The organism is Paragemmobacter kunshanensis (assembly GCF_011059185.1).
Lineage (GTDB): Bacteria > Pseudomonadota > Alphaproteobacteria > Rhodobacterales > Rhodobacteraceae > Paragemmobacter > Paragemmobacter kunshanensis.
In genome coordinates this window covers 162,059-183,400 of record NZ_JAALFE010000006.1, presented here as the reverse complement: position 1 = coordinate 183,400, position 21,342 = coordinate 162,059, and the positions used below count along the sequence as shown (strand labels likewise).

Annotated in this window: 13 protein-coding genes; 11 read left to right on the top strand and 2 right to left on the bottom strand. The window is 65.1% G+C overall.

What is annotated here, in order from left to right; genetic code table 11:
- Positions 1-465 precede the first annotated feature (465 nt).
- The 9 genes from G5V65_RS08605 to G5V65_RS08565 all read left to right on the top strand — a co-directional run bounded on the left by G5V65_RS08605 (position 466) and on the right by G5V65_RS08565 (position 16,852).
- On the top strand, positions 466-1,329 hold the full coding sequence (locus tag G5V65_RS08605) for a WYL domain-containing protein (RefSeq protein ID WP_165048958.1): 864 nt from the start codon (positions 466-468) through the stop codon (positions 1,327-1,329).
- On the top strand, positions 1,326-2,390 hold the full coding sequence (locus tag G5V65_RS08600; protein ID WP_165048956.1) for a type I restriction endonuclease: 1,065 nt from the start codon (positions 1,326-1,328) through the stop codon (positions 2,388-2,390). The genes G5V65_RS08605 and G5V65_RS08600 overlap by 4 nt, the downstream gene beginning before the upstream one ends.
- A complete protein-coding gene (locus tag G5V65_RS08595) occupies positions 2,387-5,071 on the top strand; it encodes a class I SAM-dependent DNA methyltransferase (protein WP_165048954.1) in 2,685 nt (894 codons plus the stop codon). The genes G5V65_RS08600 and G5V65_RS08595 overlap by 4 nt, the downstream gene beginning before the upstream one ends.
- Positions 5,071-7,164, top strand: a complete 2,094-nt coding sequence (locus G5V65_RS08590; RefSeq protein ID WP_165048952.1) for a DEAD/DEAH box helicase — start codon at positions 5,071-5,073, stop codon at positions 7,162-7,164. Before G5V65_RS08595 ends, G5V65_RS08590 begins: the two co-directional genes overlap by 1 nt.
- 3 nt (positions 7,165-7,167) lie before the next feature.
- Positions 7,168-8,418 (top strand): GIY-YIG nuclease family protein, encoded by a 1,251-nt coding sequence (locus G5V65_RS08585; RefSeq protein ID WP_165048950.1) that lies wholly within the window; start codon positions 7,168-7,170, stop codon positions 8,416-8,418.
- A 157-nt stretch (positions 8,419-8,575) separates the two neighbouring features.
- A complete protein-coding gene (gene zorA / locus G5V65_RS08580) occupies positions 8,576-10,594 on the top strand; it encodes an anti-phage ZorAB system protein ZorA (protein WP_165048947.1) in 2,019 nt (672 codons plus the stop codon).
- Between the two features lie 71 nt (positions 10,595-10,665).
- A complete protein-coding gene (locus tag G5V65_RS08575; protein ID WP_165048945.1) occupies positions 10,666-11,658 on the top strand; it encodes an OmpA family protein in 993 nt (330 codons plus the stop codon).
- Positions 11,655-13,748: an EH signature domain-containing protein gene (locus G5V65_RS08570; RefSeq protein WP_165048943.1), complete on the top strand. Its 2,094-nt coding sequence runs from the start codon at positions 11,655-11,657 to the stop codon at positions 13,746-13,748. Before G5V65_RS08575 ends, G5V65_RS08570 begins: the two co-directional genes overlap by 4 nt.
- On the top strand, positions 13,745-16,852 hold the full coding sequence (locus tag G5V65_RS08565; protein ID WP_165048941.1) for a DEAD/DEAH box helicase: 3,108 nt from the start codon (positions 13,745-13,747) through the stop codon (positions 16,850-16,852). Before G5V65_RS08570 ends, G5V65_RS08565 begins: the two co-directional genes overlap by 4 nt.
- Before the next feature lie 193 nt (positions 16,853-17,045).
- Here G5V65_RS08565 and G5V65_RS08560 read toward each other — a convergent pair whose 3' ends face one another.
- On the bottom strand, positions 17,046-18,134 hold the full coding sequence (locus tag G5V65_RS08560; protein ID WP_107326037.1) for a site-specific integrase: 1,089 nt from the start codon (positions 18,132-18,134) through the stop codon (positions 17,046-17,048).
- A gap of 113 nt (positions 18,135-18,247) precedes the next feature.
- Between G5V65_RS08560 and dusA the strand changes: the two genes are divergently transcribed.
- Positions 18,248-19,240, top strand: a complete 993-nt coding sequence (gene dusA / locus G5V65_RS08555) for a tRNA dihydrouridine(20/20a) synthase DusA (RefSeq protein ID WP_165048939.1) — start codon at positions 18,248-18,250, stop codon at positions 19,238-19,240.
- Here dusA and G5V65_RS08550 read toward each other — a convergent pair.
- Positions 19,219-20,418, bottom strand: a complete 1,200-nt coding sequence (locus tag G5V65_RS08550) for a multidrug effflux MFS transporter (RefSeq protein ID WP_165048937.1) — start codon at positions 20,416-20,418, stop codon at positions 19,219-19,221. The genes dusA and G5V65_RS08550 overlap by 22 nt on opposite strands.
- A gap of 95 nt (positions 20,419-20,513) precedes the next feature.
- Between G5V65_RS08550 and G5V65_RS08545 the strand changes: the two genes are divergently transcribed.
- Complete coding sequence (locus G5V65_RS08545) at positions 20,514-21,272, top strand: hypothetical protein (protein ID WP_165048935.1); 759 nt, start codon at positions 20,514-20,516, stop codon at positions 21,270-21,272.
- Positions 21,273-21,342: the final 70 nt, after the last annotated feature.

The window sequence follows — 21,342 nt, the reverse complement described above, 5'->3', positions numbered from 1 at the left end:
CCAGAATGCTGCGGGTTCGAGGCTTGATCCACCCGACTTCGGCCGTTTGCGCGACGACAGACACCGCTCGGGGCGAAGAACGCTTGCCCAGCGAGCAAAATCAGGCGATCTTGAAGTCAAGCGGCAGGCCACTTGGGGAATGTCGGATCGAGATCCGCTGAACTTCAGTTCACCAACAATCTCAAATAGCCTCTCGCGACAATCTCTTTATCGTGTTCAGTTCCGCAAGCCCTTGTATGGCTGTCGAGACTTCCCGTCCAAGACCGGTAGCTCAACTAAGCCCAGGACAAGCCGTTTGCCGTAGCTCAAGGCTCTGATCCTGTTGCCGTCTTCACAGAAGATGGCAGTCTAGAACGACTAGCAATCCGGTTGCGGACTGAGGATGAAATAGCCTACACTGGTCAAGCAGATAGAACTGTCTATTTTCACGACTGTTAGCTCTTGTCGTCGCAGGGGGTATGGGCCTTGACCCGCAGGAAGTCCAAGGATCTTAACTGGCCTGTCGAGCAGCGCTACGCGTTCATCGAGTATAGGCTGTATTGGGAGGGACGGCTGAACCGAGGGGATCTCGTCCAATGGTTCGGTCTATCCACCCAGCAGGCCTCCATCGACATCAACTCCTACATCGATCGCGCAGCCCGAAACCTCGTTTATGACAAGAGCCAGCGCACTTATCGCAGGGGCGTTCGCTTCAAGCCGCAGTTTTACACTCCCTCAGCTGAGACCTATTTGGCTGAGGTGCGGGCGCGAGATCAGGGGTGGGTGAAGGCGAGTGAGACATGGATCGGCGAGATGCCACCGCTTGGCTGCGCACCAAGTCCAGTCCGCGGGATCCAGCCGGACATTCTGAGGGATGTGTTGGCGGCGATCCATAATGGAAATGCCATTCAGGTGACCTATCAGTCTATGTCCCGACCGGAACCTGCAAGCCGCTGGATCGAGCCCTATGCCCTGGCAGATGACGGATTTCGATGGCATGCCCGCGCTTACTGCAGGAATAATAATATTTTCAAAGACTTTCTGATTTCTCGAATTAACAGTATCACAATGTCAGAACCACGCACCGTAGACCCTTTGATGGACACCGCATGGCATACAGACGTCGTCCTCGAAATTGGACCCCACCCTGAACTAACTGCTGGGCAACGGCGGGCCATCGAAATGGACTACGGGATGACAGACGGAAAGACGACCATCCAGACCAGAAGGGCTCTTCTCTATTATACACTGAAGCGGCTTGGTCTGGATACGGATCCCGCGTTGCGTCGAGCGCAGGATCAGCAGATCATTCTGTTGAATCGCGCGCAGGTAATTGGGGCGGCGCGATGAATAGCGGATCTCAAAAGCGCGCTCAGGAAGACGTTGTCTCTAACCTGAAAGCCAGACTGGTTGATTTTCGGGACCGCAGGGTCCGTCTCACCGAGTCAGACACGATCCGCGTTCTGGTTCTGCCCTTGCTGGAAGCACTCGGTTGGGACTTACAGGATGTGGAAGAAGTCCGAAGCGAGTACCGGCACGCCTCCGCAGACAACCCCGTCGACTATGCCCTGTTTCTACACGGTTCACCCGCCCTTTTCGTGGAGGCGAAGGCGCTTGGGGTGAGCTTGGATGACCGAAAGCCGCTCCTCCAGACCCTGAACTACGCCAACGCAGCCGGGGTAGATTGGTGTGTGCTGACGAACGGAGCCGAGTGGCGGATCTACAAAGTTCACGCCCCCGTCGCGGCGGAGGAGAAGCTCTTCCTGACCGCCAAACTCGACCAGACGGTGGCGGAGACGGGACTGATCACCTCCACCCTTTCGCTCCTGTCGAAGGATCGAATGCGCGCGCGCGCGATAGACGCACTGTGGTCGGAGTGGCGGGTGGATCGGGCAGTTGAGCGTGTCCTCGACACGATCACCGATGATGACGCGTTCATCCGGCTGATCGCGAAACGCACCGACGGGCTAACCCTGGGCGAAGTGCGCGCTTCCCTGAAACGGTCGGGTCTGCGCAGCTTCTACCCGGCGGTGGATGCCTTCATGGCCTGGCTCGATGGCCAACCGAAGTCGATGGCGATGACGGTGCCCACAGCGGACGTGGCTGGGGCTGCAACACCGCCCCCTTTCCCAGTGCCGCCGTTGACTGGAGCCGGACGGGCCAGCCTGATGAAGACGGGAGAGATGGTAGAGCGGGGGCTCTTGTCCATCGGAACCGTTCTGACCATCAAGGACCGGCCTGACAGCGCCGCCCGTGTCGTGGATGGCAAGCGGGTCGAGTTCCGTGGCGAAGTGATCAGCTTCAACGACTGGGGCTGCCGTGCGACCGGCTGGACCGCGATCCAGATTTACAAGTGGGCTGTGCTTCCGGACGGTCGGCTTCTTGAAGCCTTGCGTGAGGTGAGTGTGTGAACCCGGCTGAAATCTACGACGCGCTCGCGGCCCTCGCGGCCAAGCCTTACGACCCGGTCGAGTTCCCCTTCGACTTCGCGCTCGCGACAGACAATACCCCCGCGACGGTTGCCAAGCTCAAGGGCGGGACCTTCAACAAATCGGACCTCCCCGGTGGGGTCCTGATGAACCAGAAGTTCCATTTCGCTCCCGCCCTGACCGGGATGGCTGCGGTCACCCTGGACGCGCTGCGAGCCAACAAGCGGACCCTGAAGCACAAGCCCGCCATCCTGATCGCCACGGACGGGGTCGAGATCGCGGCCGAGCATCCGAAATCCGGCGATACGCTCCACTGCGCCTTCGCGGAGCTGGGCGACCGGTTCGGCTATTTCCTGCCCGCCGCAGGCAAGGAGCGGTACCGGGCCGCCGAGGAGAACCCGGTTGACGTCAAGGTCTCGGGCAAGCTCGCCAAGCTCTATGACGCGCTGATCCGGCGAAACCCGGACTGGGCGACCGACGCGCGGCGGCACGACATGAACCAGCTGATGACCCGGCTGATCTTCTGCCTCTTCGCCGAGGATGTGGGGATCTTCCCGGACAACCAGTTCAGCCGCCTGATCTTCACCCATGCCGGCGACAAGGGCGAGGGGATGCGCGAGGTGCTGATCAGCGCCTTCACCGCGATGAACACCCCCCGGGACCGGCGTGATGCGCTGCCCGCCTGGGCGCGCGAATTCGAATACGTCAATGGCGGCCTCTTTGCGGGCGGGATCGACGCTCCCGTGTTCGATGCCCCCTCTGCCCGCTACCTGCGGGACGTCAGCGCGGAGAATTGGAAGGGGATCAACCCGGATATCTTCGGGTCCATGATCCAGTCGGTCGCGGACGCGAAGCTGCGGTCCGAACTGGGGATGCACTACACATCGGTCCCGAACATCATGAAGGTGCTTGGTCCCCTGTTCCTCGATGATCTGGACGCCGAGATCGAAAAGGCGTGGGACCGGGAGCGCGCCCTGCGGCATGTGCTGGACCGGATCGCGAAGATCCGGGTCTTCGATCCGGCTTGTGGGAGCGGGAACTTTCTGGTGGTCGCATATCGGGCCCTCCGTGAACGCGAGATCCGGGTCCTGACCCGGCTGGCGGAGCTGACCGGCGGGGCGCAGACGGAAATGTGGTCCGTGGTGCCGATCCGGAACTTCTACGGGATCGATCTTGCCGATTTCGCGGTGGAGACCGCCAAGCTCGCCCTGTTCATCGCGGAGTATCAGGCGAATGCGCTGTTCCAGCAGGCGTTCGGTCGCAAGCCGGCGGACCTGCCGCTGAGGGATGCGGCGAATGTGGTCTGCGGGAACGCGCTGCGGCTGAACTGGGAGGCGGTCTGCCCGGTGCCGGAGGATGGGGGCGAGGTGTTCATCGCTGGGAACCCGCCATTCCTGGGGAAAGCCCAGCAGGAGGATGACCAGAAGGCCGACAAGGACGCCGTGTTTTCGGGCGTGACCAAGAAATACAAGGCCTTCGATTATGTCGCCGGGTGGTTCTACAAGGCGGGTCAGTACATCGCGGGTCGGAACGCCCGAGCGGCGCTGGTGTCTACCAACTCCATCGTGCAGGGTGACGCGGTTTCGACGATCTGGCCTCTTGTTTTAGGGGCCGAGCGGGAAATCTTCTTCGCACACCGGACCTTCAAGTGGCGTAACAACGCCTCGGCAAATGCCGCGGTCATGTGCGTCATCGCCGGGATCCGGAACCGGTCCACGGCGCCCAAGACCTTGATTGACGGGGAGCTCAGCTTCACCGCAGCGAACATCAATACCTATCTGCTTGATGGTCCTGATCTTGCGGTTACCCGACAGAGCACTTCGCTATTCGACTTGCCTACAATGCGGTTCGGGAACATGCCCGGCGACGGAGGGCACCTGATACTGTCCACCGAAGAGGCTCGAGATCTTCGTGAGAAGTCACCGGAAGCATCGCCTTTCCTTTTCAAATTCTTGGGTTCACAGGAAGTTATCAGGGGAATTGAGCGTTGGTGTCTGTGGCTCCCCGAGGAAGATAAGCCTGATTGGGAACGCGTTGATGAGATATCACGGCGCCTAGAACTTGTGACTGAGTTCCGGGCAGAAAGCTCGAGGGAGGAAACGCGCCAATTGGCGGGTGAGCCCCACCGATTTATTTTCGAGGCGGGAAAACAACGCGATCACGCGATCCTGGTGCCAAGCGTTACTTCAGAACGTCGCCCATATCTCCCGTTCGAACGCGTTGGGGCGGATACCATCGCCTCCAACCTGAACTTCGCCCTCTACGACGCCCCCGACTGGTGCATGGCGCTGATCGCCTCGCGCCTTCATCTGATCTGGATCGGGACGGTCTGCGGCAAGTTAAAATCCGACTTCCGCTATTCCAACACCCTCGGCTGGAACACCTTCCCCGTCCCGAAATTTACCCAAGACCAGCTGGATGCGCTGACGAAATCCGCGATGGCGATCCTGCGCTGCCGCTACGGGCATTACCCGGCCACGATCGCCGAACTCTATGACCCGGAAAAGATGCCCAACGACCTGCGCGCCGTCCACAAGGCGAACGATGACCTGCTGGAAAGCATGTATATCGGCCGCCCGTTCCGAAACGACACGGAACGGCTGGAGCACCTGTTCAAGCTCTACGCGGCCCGGGTGAAGAAGCTGAAGAAGGGGGCCGCCTGATGACCGATTTCGTCCGCGTGACCTACGGCCAGACCGGCAAGACCCAGGCGCCTAACGCGATGGGGATGCGCCCTATGCAGGCCCGGGTCTATGAGGCCCGCGCCGCCCAGTTCCTGCTGCTGAAGGCCCCGCCCGCCGCCGGCAAGTCCCGCGCGCTGATGTTCGTGGCGCTCGACAAGCTGGAGAACCAGGGGGTCGGCAAGGTGATCGTCTGCGTGCCCGAAACCTCGATCGGGGCCTCGTTCCGGTCCACCGACCTCACTTCCTACGGGTTCTTCGCGGACTGGGAGGTCCAGCCCCGCTGGAACCTCTGCCTGAACGGGGCGGAGGAGGGGGCGACCGCGCGCAAGGTGCGCGCTGTGCGGGAGTTCATGGCCTCCGACGACCGGGTTCTGGTCTGCACCCACGCCACCTTCCGCTTCGCCTTCGACGAGATCGCAGAAGATGAGGGGACGGCTGCCTTCGACGACTGCCTGATCGCCATCGACGAATTCCACCACGTCAGCGCCGGGGACGACAATCGGCTGGGCGAGATCCTGCGCCGCCTGCTTGCCCGGGGCCGGGCGCATATCATGGCGATGACCGGGTCCTATTTCCGGGGCGACAGCATCCCGGTCCTGCGCCCCGAGGATGAGGCGCTGTTCCGGTCGATCACCTACAGCTACTACGAGCAGCTGGATGGGTACCGGTTCCTGAAAAGCCTCGGGATCTCCTACAGCTTTTACCGGGACAACTATATCAGCGCGATCCCGGAGGTCTTGAACCCGGACCTCAAGACGATCATCCACATCCCGCACCGCGGCTCGGCCGAGGCCTATGACGTCAAGCAGTCCGAGGTGGGCGCAATCCTCGACGCCTTGGGCGAGGTGATCGGCCGCGAGCCCGAGACCGGGTTCGATCTGGTTCGACTGCCGGACGGGCGGGTGTTGAAGGTGGCGGACCTGGTCGATGACGGGCCGGAACGGGACACGGTGAAGGCGTCTTTGACGCGAGAGGTCACCGGCCCTGACGGGAAGCGGGAAGACGCGGCGGACAGGGACAAGGTCGACCTGATCATCGCGCTGGGGATGGCGAAGGAGGGGTTCGACTGGGTCTGGTGCGAGCACGCGCTGACCATCGGCTACCGGTCATCGCTGACCGAGATCGTGCAGATCATCGGTCGCGCCACGCGCGATGCGCCCGGCAAGCGCCACGCCCAGTTCACCAACCTGGTGGCGGAGCCGGGAGTGGAAACCGGGTTGGTCACGGACGCGGTCAACGACATGCTGAAGGCGATTTCCGGGGCGCTCCTGATGGAGCAGGTCCTGCAACCGAACTTCAAGTTCTACCGGCGCGAGGACGGGGACACCCGGCCCCCGGTCGAAGTGGACCATGAGGGACGGGTCCATATCGGGATCGGCGGCCTGATGCTGCCACCCACCGCCCGGGCGCGCGAGATCGTCGAGAACGACATGCACGAGCTTGTCGCCAAGGCCTGCCAGCAGATCGACCGGCGCACCGTGGCGGATGACGTGGCGCCGGAGGTGGCGACCCAGCTGATCCTGACCGACATCATCGAGAAGAGCTACGAGAACCTGACCCCGGATGAGACGGAGGCGATCCGACAGGACTTGGCCGCCCGGATGAACATTGCGGCGATCGCGCGCCGCATGGCGCAGGAGGAGGGGCAGAAGGGGCTGGCCGAACCGGCGGGAACATGGACTACCGCCCCGCCGGATGGCGAGCCGAACGCCCCGGACGCGATGAACCTGATACGGATGGTGAAGAAGTTCATCAACGTGCGCGAGCTGGACATCGACCTCATCGACTCGATCAACCCGTTCCGCGAAGGGTTCGACGTTGCCTCCAAGGCGCTCGACACCCCGCTCCTCCAGCAGATCCAGAGCGCGATGGTCGCGCAACGCATCCAGATGACGGAGGAGGAGGCGTTGGTCCTATGGCCCCGGATCAAGCGTTTCACGGCCCAAGAAGGCCGCCCCCCGAACCCGCACGCCGCCGACGACCTTGAGCGTCGGCTGGCCGAGGCACACGCCTACATTCGGACCAAGAAAGCGGAGCGGATGCGTGCCGCCCAAGACGCGGCGCGGGGTTGACGCATGGCCCGGTACCGGTCGATCGAGGAGATTCTTGCGGAGGAGGACGATCTGGGCCTCCTGAACGTGACGCTCCGGCCCCGTGCTGCCCGCACCCCGGAGCGGGAGCGGGACGCGCAACTGGTCGAGAAGGTGAACGAGTTCTTTGAACGGAGCGGTCGGGTCCCGAACCCGGAGGCGGAAGACCATGATGAGATGCGGCTCGGGGTCATCTGGAAGCGCCTCGCGGACAACGGGCCGGCGGAGGACCTGGCGGACGTGGATCGGAACAGCCTCCTATCCGGCGGACCCTTGGCGCTGACCGCTGCGCCACCGCCTCCGGACCGGGATTGGCGCGAGGAGCCGGATGAGAGGGAGATCCCCGCCTCCCTCGACGACATCTTCGATGACGATGAGCTGGACGTGTCCGAGGCGCTGACCACGATCCGGCACGTCACCCCGGCGGAGGATCGGCTGGTCCCGGATCATAAGGCAGAGTTCTACCCCTGCCACGACTTCGACCGGTTTCGGGAGATGTTCGAGCGGACCCAAGCCGCGCTCGAGTCCGGAGAGCGGGAGGTGCGCCCTATCAACTTCAACGAGGAGGTCCGGGTGGACGAGGGGTCCCTCTTCATCCGCAAGGGGCTCCTGACCTACGTGGCCGAGAAGGCGGAGATGACCGCGCGGGCCGGCAAGCGGGATCACCGGCTCCGGATCATCTTTTCGAACGGGATGGAGAGTGACCCGCTCCTCTCTTCCTTCCGCAAGGCGCTGGCGGACGACCCGACCGCGCGTGCTATCCACCGCCACGGGCTCGGGGCGATGGACCCTGACTGGGAGGCGGACCGGATCGACCTGACCGGGACAGTCTACGTGGTCCGGAGCAAGTCGAAGGACCCCGCCATCGCGGCGGTGAGCGGCATCCTCCTGAAGATCGGGGTCACCACCCAAGAAGTCCGCCGCCGGATCGCGGACGCGCGCGACGACCCGACCTTCCTGCTGGCCCCCGTGGAGTTGGTGGCGACCTATGACCTGGTGAACCTGTCATGGCGCAAGGTAGAGGGGCTTCTGCACCGGTTCTTTGACGCCGCCCGTCCGCGCGACTTGTGGATCACGGACCGGTTCGACCGGAAGGTCTACCCGCGGGAGTGGTTCTACGTGCTGCCGGAGCATGTGAGCCGGGCCGTACAGGCAATTCGAGACGGGAACTTGCATGAGCTGGAATACGACCCACAGAGCCAGACCATCCGGAAAAAGGCAGGCGCCCAACCCTAAGAATGCTGGGGCGCTTTAGCGTCAGATAGATGCGGAATATCAATGGTTAACAGAAGCTGCGGTTAGATGTTTCATGATTTGTGAGAGAACAATCGAATTCGGGGCGTGATCGGAAGGGAAGAACAAGTTGGAGTTACTTGGCGGCATCGGGACGGGCATGTCCCAGTTCATTTTCTGGGCCTCTTCGTTCCTTACCCAGGAGCAGATGCCCGGCTGGATCTCCATTCTGATCCTCTGCTGGCTCGCCCTTTCGGTGCTCATGGTGGTGGTCACCACGCGTCAGAAGCTCACCACCTTGCGTTGGTTGAACGGGCTGATCGCGAAGCCCAACAATGAGGAGGAATTCACGGCCCAGTCGCCGCGGATCGACTCTGAAGTGAAGTCCCGTCGCACCAAGAAGGGGTACGCGCATATCACCGCCGCCTGGTCAGAGTTCCGGGAGACGCTGGTTCTCGACGAGACGGTCTCCCCGCCCGTGCTTCGCAACAGCGTTCGCCCTTCGAGCTTCTTTAACCTTGAGGATCTCCACTACGGCCCGGGGTTCTACAGACATCTGCCGGGTCTTTTCGTGTCCGTCGGCCTCCTACTGACCTTCCTCGGACTCATCTCGGCGTTGCAGGCGATCGGAGTTGGTCTCAGTAACGCGGCGGATCAAATTGCGATGCAGGACGCACTTACCAACCTGCTCGGGGCCGCGTCCGCAAAATTCATCATGTCCTTGACCGGTCTTCTGGCGTCCATCCTGTTCACGATCACACTTCGGGTCTCCATGGGGTGGGTCGAGCGCGACATCCATCTGCTCTGCGTGCGTCTGGAGGAGCGTCTCAGCTTCGTAAGCCTTGAGGGGGTCGCCCTCAAACAGCTGGCAATCGCCCGCGGTCAGGAGGACAGCTTCAAGCGGATCGGGCTTGAGCTGGTCGAGAAGCTCGGCGAGCCGCTGCGCAAGGAGATCCCGGAGTCGATCGCCACCTCGATCGGGGCCGCTATGGCCCCGCTGCTTGAACGGGTCGGGAAGGCGGGCGCCGACGGGGTCGGCCAGATGGTAAACGACCTGTCCTCCCGCTTCTCGGAGGACGTGGGACGCGCCCTCTCCGAGGCGAGCACGCAGCTTTCCGCCGCCGGCGAAAAGATCGCCCACCTTTCGGACCGCATGGACCAGAGCGCTGGCCGGATGGGCCAAGAGATGGAGAGTTCCATCGCCCGGCTCGCCCGGGCCGCTGAGGACCTGACAGCCCGCCTCGCCTCCGCCGCGGAGACGACGGACGGGACGCTGAACGCGGGCGCTGAAAAGCTCCTTGGGATCATGAACGAAACCCTTGAGGGGATCCGGCGAAACACGTCCGAGGGGGCGGACGCGCTTCGGGAGGCGGCCGACGCGATGCGGACGTCTGCGGACAGCTTCAAGGAGCGGCTTGAGGCGGCGGCCGAATCCGGCTCTGCCGCGGTCCGGTCCAGGATGGAGATGGCCGGGGTGGAGGTCAGCGGCGCCGTGAGCCTGGCTGGTAAGGAACTGGTCGAGGCGGTCTCTCGTAGCGGGGCGGACCTCCTGAGCGCCACCGGGTCATTCGGGGACAAGCTCCGTGAAGACCTGATCGACCCGATCAGCGAGGTTGTTGAGCAGCTGGACCAGATGGCGACCCGCCTGAAGGACGGGTCCGGGCAGATCGCGACCGCGGCCGGGAACATCCGGGCAGGGGGGGAGGCGACCCGTGACGCGGCCCAGTCCGTCACAGCCGCCTCGCGTGAGCTCGCGGCCGCGGCCGGACCTATCCGGGGCAGCGTGGAACAGATCGAGACGGCAGTGACCGGACTCTCGATAAGCGCGGAGCGCGCCGCGGACACGGTCACTCGTAGCGCCCGGGAGACAGCTGAGGGGGCCGTGCGGATCCTTGACGCGGCGAAGTCCGCCCTTGGCGCGGAGCAGAAGCTCCTCGAGGCGACACTTGCAAAACTTGGGGAGGCGCTGACCCAGATCGAGCGCCAGCGCGAGCAGATCGACGACATGGACGAAAAACTCGGGTCAGCTTTCGAGGAGTTCACCAAGCACGTCCGAACCGCGGTGGACACCCTGTTCGGGCACGTTCGCACCATGAACGGGGAACTCGCCCCGGCGATCGACAAGATGCACGAGATCGTCGACCGGGCCGAGAAGTTCCTTCCTGAATCGAGGCGCTGATCATGCGGGGGCTCGTTCGGCGGCGGACACAAGAGGATGAGGAGGAGTCCGTCTTTGTTACGATGACGGACATGACGATCAGCTTCCTTCTGATCGTGATGATCCTACTCGCCTTCTTCGCCACCCAGCTCAGCAGCCAGGACACGGTCCCGCGGGATCAGTTCAACGTGATCCTCAACGATCTTCGGGAGGCACGTGCGGATATCCGGCGGCTGGAGGCGGAACGGGACGCGGCACGCGAGGCGCTGGATGCCGCGATCTCCGAGCGCAATGCGGCAATCGAGGAGCGGGACCGGCTCAGGGCGGAGAATGCGGACCTCCTTGCGCGGATCAGAGAGCTTGAGGCGCTGGTCGATCAGCTTCAGCGTGATCTTGATGCCGTCACGGCGGAACGCGACGATCTCCTTGAGCGCCTCTCCCGGCTTCAGCAGATCAACCCTCTGGAGGCCTATCTGGCCCAAGCGATCGAGCAGCGCCGGGAGATACTGATCGAGCTACGCGAGCGGCTCCTGATCGAGTTTCCTGACCTTCAGGTGGTCATCAGCGCGGAACAGGACGCGCTCCGCTTCCAGGGGGAAGGCCTTTTCAGGAGCGGGTCCAGCCAGCTTGAGCCGCGGCAGCGGCAGATCGTCGACACGATGGGTCGCCTGCTGGATGAGATCCTCGTCTGTTTCACCCTCGGGGACCGAGCGAACCGCGGCCCGGACTGCGACAGCGGCAACGCGCTGATCGAGGCGGTCCAGATCGAGGGACACACGGACGCAGACGGGTCCGACCTCAACAACCTCCGTCTGTCAACAGATCGGGCAAACGCGACCCTGCTCGTCATGCTGGACGAGGAACGGACGATCCTTGCCCATGAGAACCTTCGGGGTCAGCCGGTCATGTCAGTATCCGGTTACGGGGAGATGCGGCCGATCGAGACCAACGCGACCACAGAAGGGAAGGCCGCGAACCGGAGGATCGACCTCAGGATCATCATGTACGCCCCGAGCACCGTGGAGGAGGTCGAGGAGATCGGCCGCCGCCTTGACGCTCTCCGGGCCGCCGGGGGGTCCGAATGAGGCTCGATGACGCGATCACCCGGCTGATCCGGTTCAGCCCGCCGGCGGTTCCGGAGCTGCGCTACATCGAGACGGCGGTCCAGAGGGTTCATGAGCGCTGGCCGGACGTGGCCGTGAACGTGAACCCGCGCGAACGGGAGGCGCTCGCCGTCCGACTGCGTGACCGGGTCGCCAAGGATGACTGGGAGAACGCCCGGATCTCCTTCGTCCTCGCGGCCGCCTCGGCGGTGTTCGACCCAGAACGGCGCGACAGGGCGGACCTCGCACAGGCGCGCAGCTTCCTTATTGAGGAGCTGCGCGCCTCCCGATCCGAGACGTTCCTGTCCGGGCTGTTCGCGGTCTATCTCGAGAGCTATGTGGCGAACGGGGCGCACACCCGGTCTGTCGCCTCCGCGATTGACGCCGCACGGGGCCGGATGAGCCCGTCCGTGCGAGGCCTCCTGCAGGAGGTGCCGGAGCTCCTTGACGCGGCGGACGGACCCCGCCTTCTCGCGTCCCGGATGGTCCGGATGACGGACCCGTTCCTTGAGCTGAGCCGGGCCGGCCTGCGGAACCCTCACGGGCCCGGTTTCATGGAGCGGGTGCATGAGGTCCTCTCCGCGCTGGTCGCGCCGGAACTCACCGGGCGGACCCGGATCAACTGGTACATCGACTGGATCCGCCCCCCGGGTCGTGAGGCCCGCACAATCGGGGCGGAGCGGGCGATCGAGGCGCTGACCAGCCCGTGGATCAACACGGCCCCGTCCGATCTGCTCCGGTCCCATCTCGTCGAGGCGCTGATCGAGATGTACGGGGATCCCCGTATCCGGTCCGGCGGGGTCTGGGCCGGGGTCGGCCGGGCACACATGGAGGTCATCCACCGCTGGCTCACCCGCGAGGACATGCGCTTCTTCACCGGCGTGGTGGACGCGGCGCAGAAGGATGCGATGTGGCCGCCGAGGCGGGACTTCTGGCTCAAACTGTTCGACGAGAAGCGGATCGATGCGGCCTGGGTGGCCTTCTCTTCCCAGGCGGCCGATTACGCGCGGGCGCACCTGATGCGGGAGGACGCCCGCAACGCGGACAGCCGGTTCGGGTTTCAACGCGCCAGGCAAAACACCTCGCTCCTGATCATGAAGATCGGCAACAAGATCATGGTCGACGGGTGTCACAGCTACAAGACCCACGTTTTCGATCAGGACGACCCTATGGCGCCGAAGCTGTTCCAAGAGGGCTACGATTGCGACGAGATCATGCGGGCGTCCCCGGAATCGAAACCCCACAACAGTATCGATTCGTGGCAGCGGTGGGTCCGCGACATGATCAACGCCGACGTGGGGCGTTCTCACCGTAAGAACCCATACACCAAGGTGTATCGCCCCCGTGCACCAGCGGCTCGTTATACGCCGCCACCCCGCCCGTACGCTCCCCCGCTGAGACGGGACCCGCCCGTCCAGCCCCAATTTGATCTGGGGGCTCGCGCGCCTGCCGGTCCGGCCCCGCACCCCGCTGGCCCGGCTGCGGTCCCACCCCGCATCATCATCACCTCTCCCCCCCGGTCTCCGGCCGCAGGAACGGCCGCCCCTCCCGATCGCGCCCGGACGACGCTTGACCTGCTGTTGAAGTCCGGCGCCCCCGCAGCACGGGCGATCATCGATTATTTTGATCGGCTGGGTGACGGGAAAACGAAGACCCTTCTCTCACCGAACGCGCGCGCCAGTCTGGAGTGGATCATCCGCTCGAACGGGCCCCTGCCGGACAACCTGCGCAACGCACTCGCCCACCTCCTGTCCTCGATGGAGACGTTCGGGCACGGTCCAGCCGGAATCATGGCCCGTTCCGTGGAGACGCCGCTGCGGGAGGTGACGGACCCGGCCCCGCTTCCCCCGCTCCCGGACACGTCCGAGCAGCGGCTTGAGCTCCTTTTCCGGCACGCCGAGGTGATGGAGGCGTTCGCACGCGAACGCTACGTCTTCTCCGGGGATCGAACCCTCGGGACGGCCCTGGCGAAGCTAAAATCAAGGAACCCGGATCTCCGCCCGGCGGAGATCCACGACCTTCAGCAGCTCTATGAGCTAATGCGGCGGGACGCCGCACGGGGGCGAAGATGATTCAGCTTTTCTACGACACGGATTGGGTGACCCTGGAGTTCCGCTCCAGGCAGACCTTGCTCAACCGGCTGTTGTCGCGCCCGTCGGACCGGATCATCGACCATGATCAGCACCTCAGCTTCGCCCTCGCGGACGTGAGGTCGACCGCCGAGGAGGCGGGGGACGAGGTGGAGATCGGCGGGAGCCGGATCCGCATGACCCACCGCACGCTTAGCGGGCTCTCCTCGGAAACGGCGGAGGCGCTGGGGCTCCCGCCGCTGATCGACCTCACCCTCAGGACGGACGTGTCCGGCCTTCTCGGCGCGCCGGATTTCCGGCTGACCCATGAATGGGTCCGCGCCGGACGACCGGAACTGGTCCATCGGACCGGCGCGATCGCCCAGACGTCCGGGGCGGGCTCGGACGGGCTGCGACGGCTCCCGCGCTGGATGCTGGACGCGCTCGAGGTGGCGGACCGGTTCCGGTCCGGGTCCGATCTGGATGCGCACTGGGATGCATTGGCCCGGTTCCGCCGCGCACTGGAGCCGGGGGTCCGGATGAGCGGGAAGGACGCGGAGGCCAGGCTCGGGATGACGGACTTCCTGTCCGGGCTCGAGGTGACCCTGACGGACCGGTTCGCGATCAGCCCGAGGGGGGAGGACCAGTTCGCGATCATCCCGTTCTCCGGGGAGGCGGTCGATACGGCAGCCACCGAAGGGGCACCGATCAGCGAGCGTGAGGCGGAGCTGAACGGGGGCCGACTGGACACGTTCCAGAACCTCGCCTTCTCGCGCGGAGCACGGCCCGCCTACAAACTCGGGGCGCAAAGCTACCTGGTGGTGGATCCTTCTGCGGCCCCTGTCCTGAAGGTAATGACGGAAATGCAGCGGGTGGACCCGGTCACCCGCGCCGCCTTCATGCGCAACCCGCGCCAACGGATCACTGATGCAGTGACCGAGCACCTCCGCTCGAAGGGACGTCTCGAAGGGCTCTCGCCAGCGGAGGAGCAGGAACTGATCGAGCAGGCGGCGGAGCCCGCCTTCGTGGAGACGGTCGAGTATTCCGAATACTCCGACCGGGTGATCGGGGTCGCGGTCTATGAGAAGCCGGATATCCAGATCACCGGCTCCGGCACCACCTGGCTGCCGGAAGCATTCACCGGCGCGGCGGCGCAGAGGATCGCTGCGATGCCACCGGATCAGGTTGAGCAGCTGATCGGCGAGGTGGAACGGGCCATGGCGGTCGGCGCCCCAACCGTCGATGTCGGTGGCGCGGAGATCCCGGCCACCCAGACCACTCGGGTGGCGCTAGAGCAGCTTCTCGAGACGCTGAAAGGGCGCGGTGAGGCTGATCCGGTTCCACGACCAGACGAGCCCGTTGAGCAGCAAGTTGGTCCGATCATTGTGGACACGGCCGACAACCTGTCGGAGCTGAGATGGGCGGCACGTGTAAAGCCGCGCACCAGACTCGCTCCGGACACCCTGCCTGAGGTCGTGCAGGCGGATCTGAAGGGGCACCAGCGGGACAGCTTCCGCTGGAAGCTGGACGCTTGGGCTGCCGGACTGCCCGGGGTCCTTAACGCCGATGAGCAGGGGCTCGGTAAGACCCTTCAGGCGATCGCCTTCCTCGCCTGGATGAAGGAGAACATGTCGCGCGCTGAAGGGGGCCGCACCGGACCGGTCCTTGTTGTCGCCCCCACCTCGCTCCTCGAGAACTGGGAGCTGGAAGTCGACAAGCATCTCTGGGCGCCCGCGCTCGGCAACGTGATCCGGCTCTACGGGTCCGCGCTGGGCGGGAAGAAGAAGCCGGGACCGCAAGGGGTCGAGACGGAGAGCGGGAACGCGATCCTGGACCTCTCGGACCTTCATGAAGCGATCGTGGATGGGCGCGGTCACCGCTACTGGGTTCTGACCACCTACACGACCCTGACGAACTACCAGCATTCCCTCGCGAAGATCCCCTTTTCGACCGCCGTGTTCGACGAGATACAGAACGTGAAGAACCCGACCACGCTGAGCGCAAAGGCGGCGATGGCGGTGAACGCCGACTTCCGGATTGGGCTCACCGGGACGCCGATCGAGAACAGCACCGTCGACCTCTGGGCGATCATGGAGCAGATCACCCCGGGCCGCTTCGGGTCCCTGTCGGACTTCCGGGCCCGGTTCGGGGAGCCGGCAGAGGGGAACATGCGTGAGCTCTACTCGCTCGTGTTTGAGCCGCAGGACGGGCTGCCGCCCGTGGCGCTACGGCGTCTCAAGGAGAAGGTCGCCAAGGACCTGCCCACCAAGGGGCGGCGTATTCACCCACGCCTCATGCCGGATATTCAGGCAGCCACTTATGAGGAGGCCCGGCGCAAGCTCTCCTCTGGGACCCGAGGGGCCGCCCTCAAGATGCTGCACCATATCCGGTCTGTCTCCGTCCACCCGAACGCCGAATCCGCCGCGGAGGACGCGGCCTATGTGGCGATGTCCGCCCGGCTTCAGGCCGCAGTGGACATCCTGCGCGGGATCAGGGATCGGGGGGAGCGAGCGCTCGTCTTCATCGAGCACATCAAGATGCAGCACCGGTTCATCGAACTGGTGAAGCGGGAGTTCCGACTGCCCCGCGTTGACCTGATCAACGGGAGCACCCCGATCCCGCGGCGTCAGGAGATTGTCACCCGGTTCCAGCGTCACCTGAAGCGGGATGAGGGGTTCGAGGTGCTGGTGCTCGGCCCGAAGGCGGCCGGGACAGGCCTGACCCTCACAGCTGCGACGCACGTGATCCACCTGTCCCGCTGGTGGAACCCGGCCGTCGAGGAGCAGTGCAACGACCGGATCCACCGGATCGGACAGACCCGGCCCGTCACTGTGCACATCCCGATGGCGATCCATCCGGGGTATCAGCACAATTCGTTCGACTGCCTGCTCCACTCCCTCATGACCCGCAAGCGTCGGCTGGCCAACTCCGCGCTATGGCCAATGGGGGACACCGAGGGCGATGCAGGCCAGCTTCAGCAGATGTTGGCAGACGGAGCCACGATCCAGACAGGAGATCCAGTGCGCTCGGCCATGACCTTGATGTTCAGCCGTGATCAGACAAACTTGCCGCTAGCGAACCCAGACGGCTCAATCCCGTATTCCTGACCTGTGCCGCTGCTTGGGATGCTTATGTCCGAGAGTTCGACTTGCCATCCATACCACAAGTGGGATTGGCGGATGCCTCTAGACCTACCCCCACGTGCCGGTATTCCGGCGCAAGCAAAGGTGGTTGCGCCCTCCTTCCACCTCGAACCCCCACGCCTTCGCCTCGACGGCTTTGATCCGTGGCTTTGCCAACTCACTCGGCCGCGAAATTCTCCGCTGGGTAGGGCGCCCGCGCTGCCACAAGGCGATGCAGCGCCTCAGGCCGGATGTGGGTATACCGCCGGAGCATCTTCCAATCTTTGTGCCCGGTCACCAGCGCAACTTGTTCGATGGACAGGCCGACCTCGAACAAGCGGCTGGTGCCTTCGTGGCGTAGGTCATGGAAGTGCAAATCCTTTACGTCGGCGTCGGCGCATGCGCGCCGGAACGCAGTTCCGACGGATTTGGAGTTGTAGGGGAAGATCGGACCCTTCGCGTTTCCGAGATGCTTGGCCTGCGCCATGACGAGGGCCCAGGCATCGAACCCAGTGGCGGCGAAGAGCGGGATCCGTTGGTCGTTGCCGGCCTTGTTGCGCGGGTCCTTGCGGTCCCGGATCAGGAGCATCCGGCGGTCTATGTCGAGGTCGCTCCAGTCCGCGCGGCAGATCTCGTCCAGCCGCATCGCGGTAGCGATGGCGAACTGCACGATGCGCGTCATGGGCATCGTCAGGCGCGCATTTTCGTCAAAGCAGCGGAAGAGGCGGCCGAGTTCAGCTGTCGTCGGGCGTCGGTCGCGCTCTATACCCTTGCCTATGAGACCAAGCCGCTTCAGTGCCACTCGGGCCAGATCGACGCCTTCCACGCGGATCTCCAGCCCATGGACAGCAGCGGCATGTGTCAGGATCATCTTGATGACGCCGATGTCGATGCCGAGCGTTACCGGCCCGGCACCCTGGTCTGCACGCTTGCGGCCATACTCGATGAGCTTGTGACGATCGAGGTGGCCGATCTTCTCTTTCCCGAGGTCGCGCTTCAGCGTCGCGAGTGTCGCCGCCTTGCTGCGTCGGGGTGGTTTCCCTACGGCGCACATATCGGCTATATGAAGGTCAACCAGGTCACCGAAAGTGTGCAGGCGGGCCACGGACGATCGGTTGGGCGGAAGCCCCTGATCGACCAGGGTCTCGGCTTGGCGCGCCCATTTCTGGGCGTCGTCACGGCGCAGGAACGTCTCGCTCGCGTAGCGGCCCTTCCGTCTGACTTGGACCCGGTAAGCACCGGAGGGAAGCTTGGTGATCGAGGCCATTTTCGTGTGCGCTATGTGTGCAGTGAGTCGTCGAAACAGGGGATATTGGGGGCTATCAGGGCGTAGTCTGGCGTGGACACAAACTGTGCCAACGGATTGAAGATACAAGAAAAATGACAGAAAATCAATCACATAGACTATCGGTTGCGCCCATGATGGACTGGACGGACAGGCATTGTCGCGTCCTGCACCGCCTGATGACGCGGCGGGCGATGCTTTATACCGAGATGGTCACCGCCCCCGCCGTGGTGCATGGCGACCGGGCGCGGCTTCTGGGCTATTCCGAGGTGGAGCATCCCGTGGCGCTGCAGCTGGGCGGATCGGACCCGGCGGAGCTGCGCGCGGCGGTGCGGCTGGCGCTGCCCCATGGCTATGACGAGATCAACCTGAATGTGGGCTGCCCGTCGGACCGGGTGCAATCGGGCTGTTTCGGCGCGGTGCTGATGGAGCGCCCGGCGCTGGTGGCGGATTGCGTGGCGGCCATGCTGGAGGCGGCGGATGTGCCGGTGACGGTGAAATGCCGGATCGGGGTGGATGATCAGGATCCCGAGGTGGTGCTGCCCGATTTCCTGGAGCGGGTTTCGGCGGCGGGGGTGCGGCATTTCGTGATCCATGCGCGCAAGGCCTGGTTGCAGGGGCTGTCGCCGAAGGAAAACCGCGAGATCCCGCCGCTGGATTACGGGCTGGTGCTGCGGATGAAGGCGGCCTTTCCGCATCTGACGATCTGCATCAATGGCGGGGTGACCTCGCTGGATCAGGCGCGGGGCTTTCTGGCGGCGGGGCTGGACGGGGTGATGATCGGGCGGGCGGCCTATCACGATCCGGGGTCGGTGCTGATCGGGGCCGATGCGCTGTGGGGCGATGGGCCGGGGCTGGATGCGGTGGCAGTGGTCGAGGCGATGATGCCCTATGTCGCGGCGCATCTGGCGCAGGGTGGGCGGCTGCATCAGATTACGCGGCACATGCTGGGCCTGTTCCATGGCCGCCCCGGGGCGCGGGGCTGGCGCAGGGTTCTGTCCGAGGGGGCGTCGCGGCCCGGGGCGGGGCTGGAGCTGATCGCGCAGGCGCTGGCCGAGGTGACGGGTCAGGCGGTGGGGGCGGGCTGAGCCCGCCGGGCCAGCGCGAGGCGCGACAGGATCAGGGCAAGCAGGCCGCAAAGCGCGATGGCCCCCAGCATCGGCGTGGCGGTGCCGTCGAAGAAGGGGCCGGTGGCCGCGACCATGGCCCCGCCCGCCAGCATCTGCAGCGTGCCGCCGAGCGAGGAGGCAAGGCCCGCGATATCGCCGTGATCATCCAGCGCCATGACCATGGTCGTGGGGATGATCAGCCCGAGGAAGGCGTTGGCGACAAAGAGCCCGGCCATGCAGAGGACCAGCCCCACCTGCCCCAGAAGGGCCAGAAGGAAAAGCCCCCCGGTCGCCAGCGCGAAGCCGAGGCTGGCCACTGCCATCACCCGCCGCGCGCCAAGCCGCAGGCCAAGGGGGCCCGCCGCCTGCGAGGCGGCGAAGAAGCCCACCGCATTTGCGGCGAAGGCCAGCGAGAAGCCGGTGGGCGAGAGGCCGAAGCTTTCGGTATAGACGAAGCTTGCCGAGGCGATGAAGACGAAGAAGCTGGCCATGCCGAAGCCGCCGAGGAAGGTGAGGCCCATGAAGCTGCGGTCGCCCAGCAGGCGGCGGGCGCCGCGCAGGGTGGCGGTCATGTCGAAGGGCTGGCGATCCTGGGCGCGCAGGGTTTCGGGCTGGGCGAGGGCCAGCACGGCGAGGCTGGCGAGGCCCGCCAGCAGGAGGGCGGCGAAGATGCCGCGCCATCCGGTGACGGCCATCAGCCCCGAACCTGCCAGCGGCGCGAGCATGGGCGAGACCGAGATCACCAGCATGACCGCCGCCATGAGGCGGGTTGCGGCGGGGCCGGTATGCATGTCGCGGATGATGGCGCGGGGCACCACCATCATCGCGGCCCCGCCCAGGCCCTGCACGAAGCGGCCCGCGATCAGCCATTCGACCGTGGGCGCGAAGGTGCAGAGGACGGAACCGGCGAGGAAGATCGCGATGCCGGCATAGAGCGGCGGCTTGCGTCCGGCCTGATCGGCCCAGGGACCGTAGAGCAGCTGGGCCAGGCCGAAGGCGATGAAATAGGCGGTGATCGTGGTCTGCATGGCCGGGACCGAGGCCCCGAGTGCCGCGCCGATCTGGGGCATAGCGGGCAGATACATGTCGATGGCGAAGGGCCCGATGCAGGACAGAAGCCCGAGGATCAGGGCGGGGCGCAGGAAATTGTCGGACATGAAAGGGCCTTTGCCATCGGAAATGAAGGATGCGGGATACGCCTTTTCGCGGCGGGCTTCCAGTGCGAAGAAGGGGCGGTTGCAGAGGGGGCGGCATGGCGGGGGAAGCGGAAGGCCGGGGGTGGCGGCGGGTCGTATCCGGCAGGATCGCGGCCTGGGCGGCGGCGGCGGCAGGCCCGGCGCGCGCGGCGGTCGCGCGCGGGGGGGCGGCGGGCTGGCGCTGTGGCGGGACATGGTTCGTGGGGCTGGATGCGCTGCCCAACGGGCCGGACGGGGCGATGGGGGGCGTGGAGTTTCCGTGGCGGGATCTTGGGCTGGCGCCGGTTCCGCTGCATCCGGGGCAACTGTCGGTGACCCGGGCGGGCTATCCCAGGCCATCGGAGGAAGAGGGCGAGGCGGCCTACCGCTTCCGCCTGCTGCGGGATGCGGCGCATCTGGACGGGTTGTTGCCCGTGGGGCCGGACAAGCGGCGGATGGTGAAGGAGCCGCATGGCTGGATCCTCGGGCTGCCGCTGAACCGGGCGGGGGCGGGGGCGGCGCCGCTGGTGGTCTGGGAGGGCAGCCATCTGGTGATGGGGGCGGCGCTGCGCGCTGCCTTTGCCGGGGTGAGGGGGCCGCTGGAAGATCACGACATTACAGAGGTCTATCAGGCCGCCCGCAGGCAGGTGTTCGAAACCTGCCGCAGGGTGGAACTGCCGGGAACCCCCGGTGAGGCGGTGGTGCTGCACCGCCACCTGATCCACGGCGTCGCGCCCTGGGCCGAGGGGGCAGAGGCAGAAGAGCCGGGGCGGATGGTGGCCTATTTCCGGCCCGTTATGGCCTCGGTCGCCGCATGGTTGGGGCAGGAGGGATAGGCCACCATGGGCGGCGGTGATCTTCGCCATGCCACAGAGGGGCGGGGAACCCGTGCTGCTGCCTGTGCAT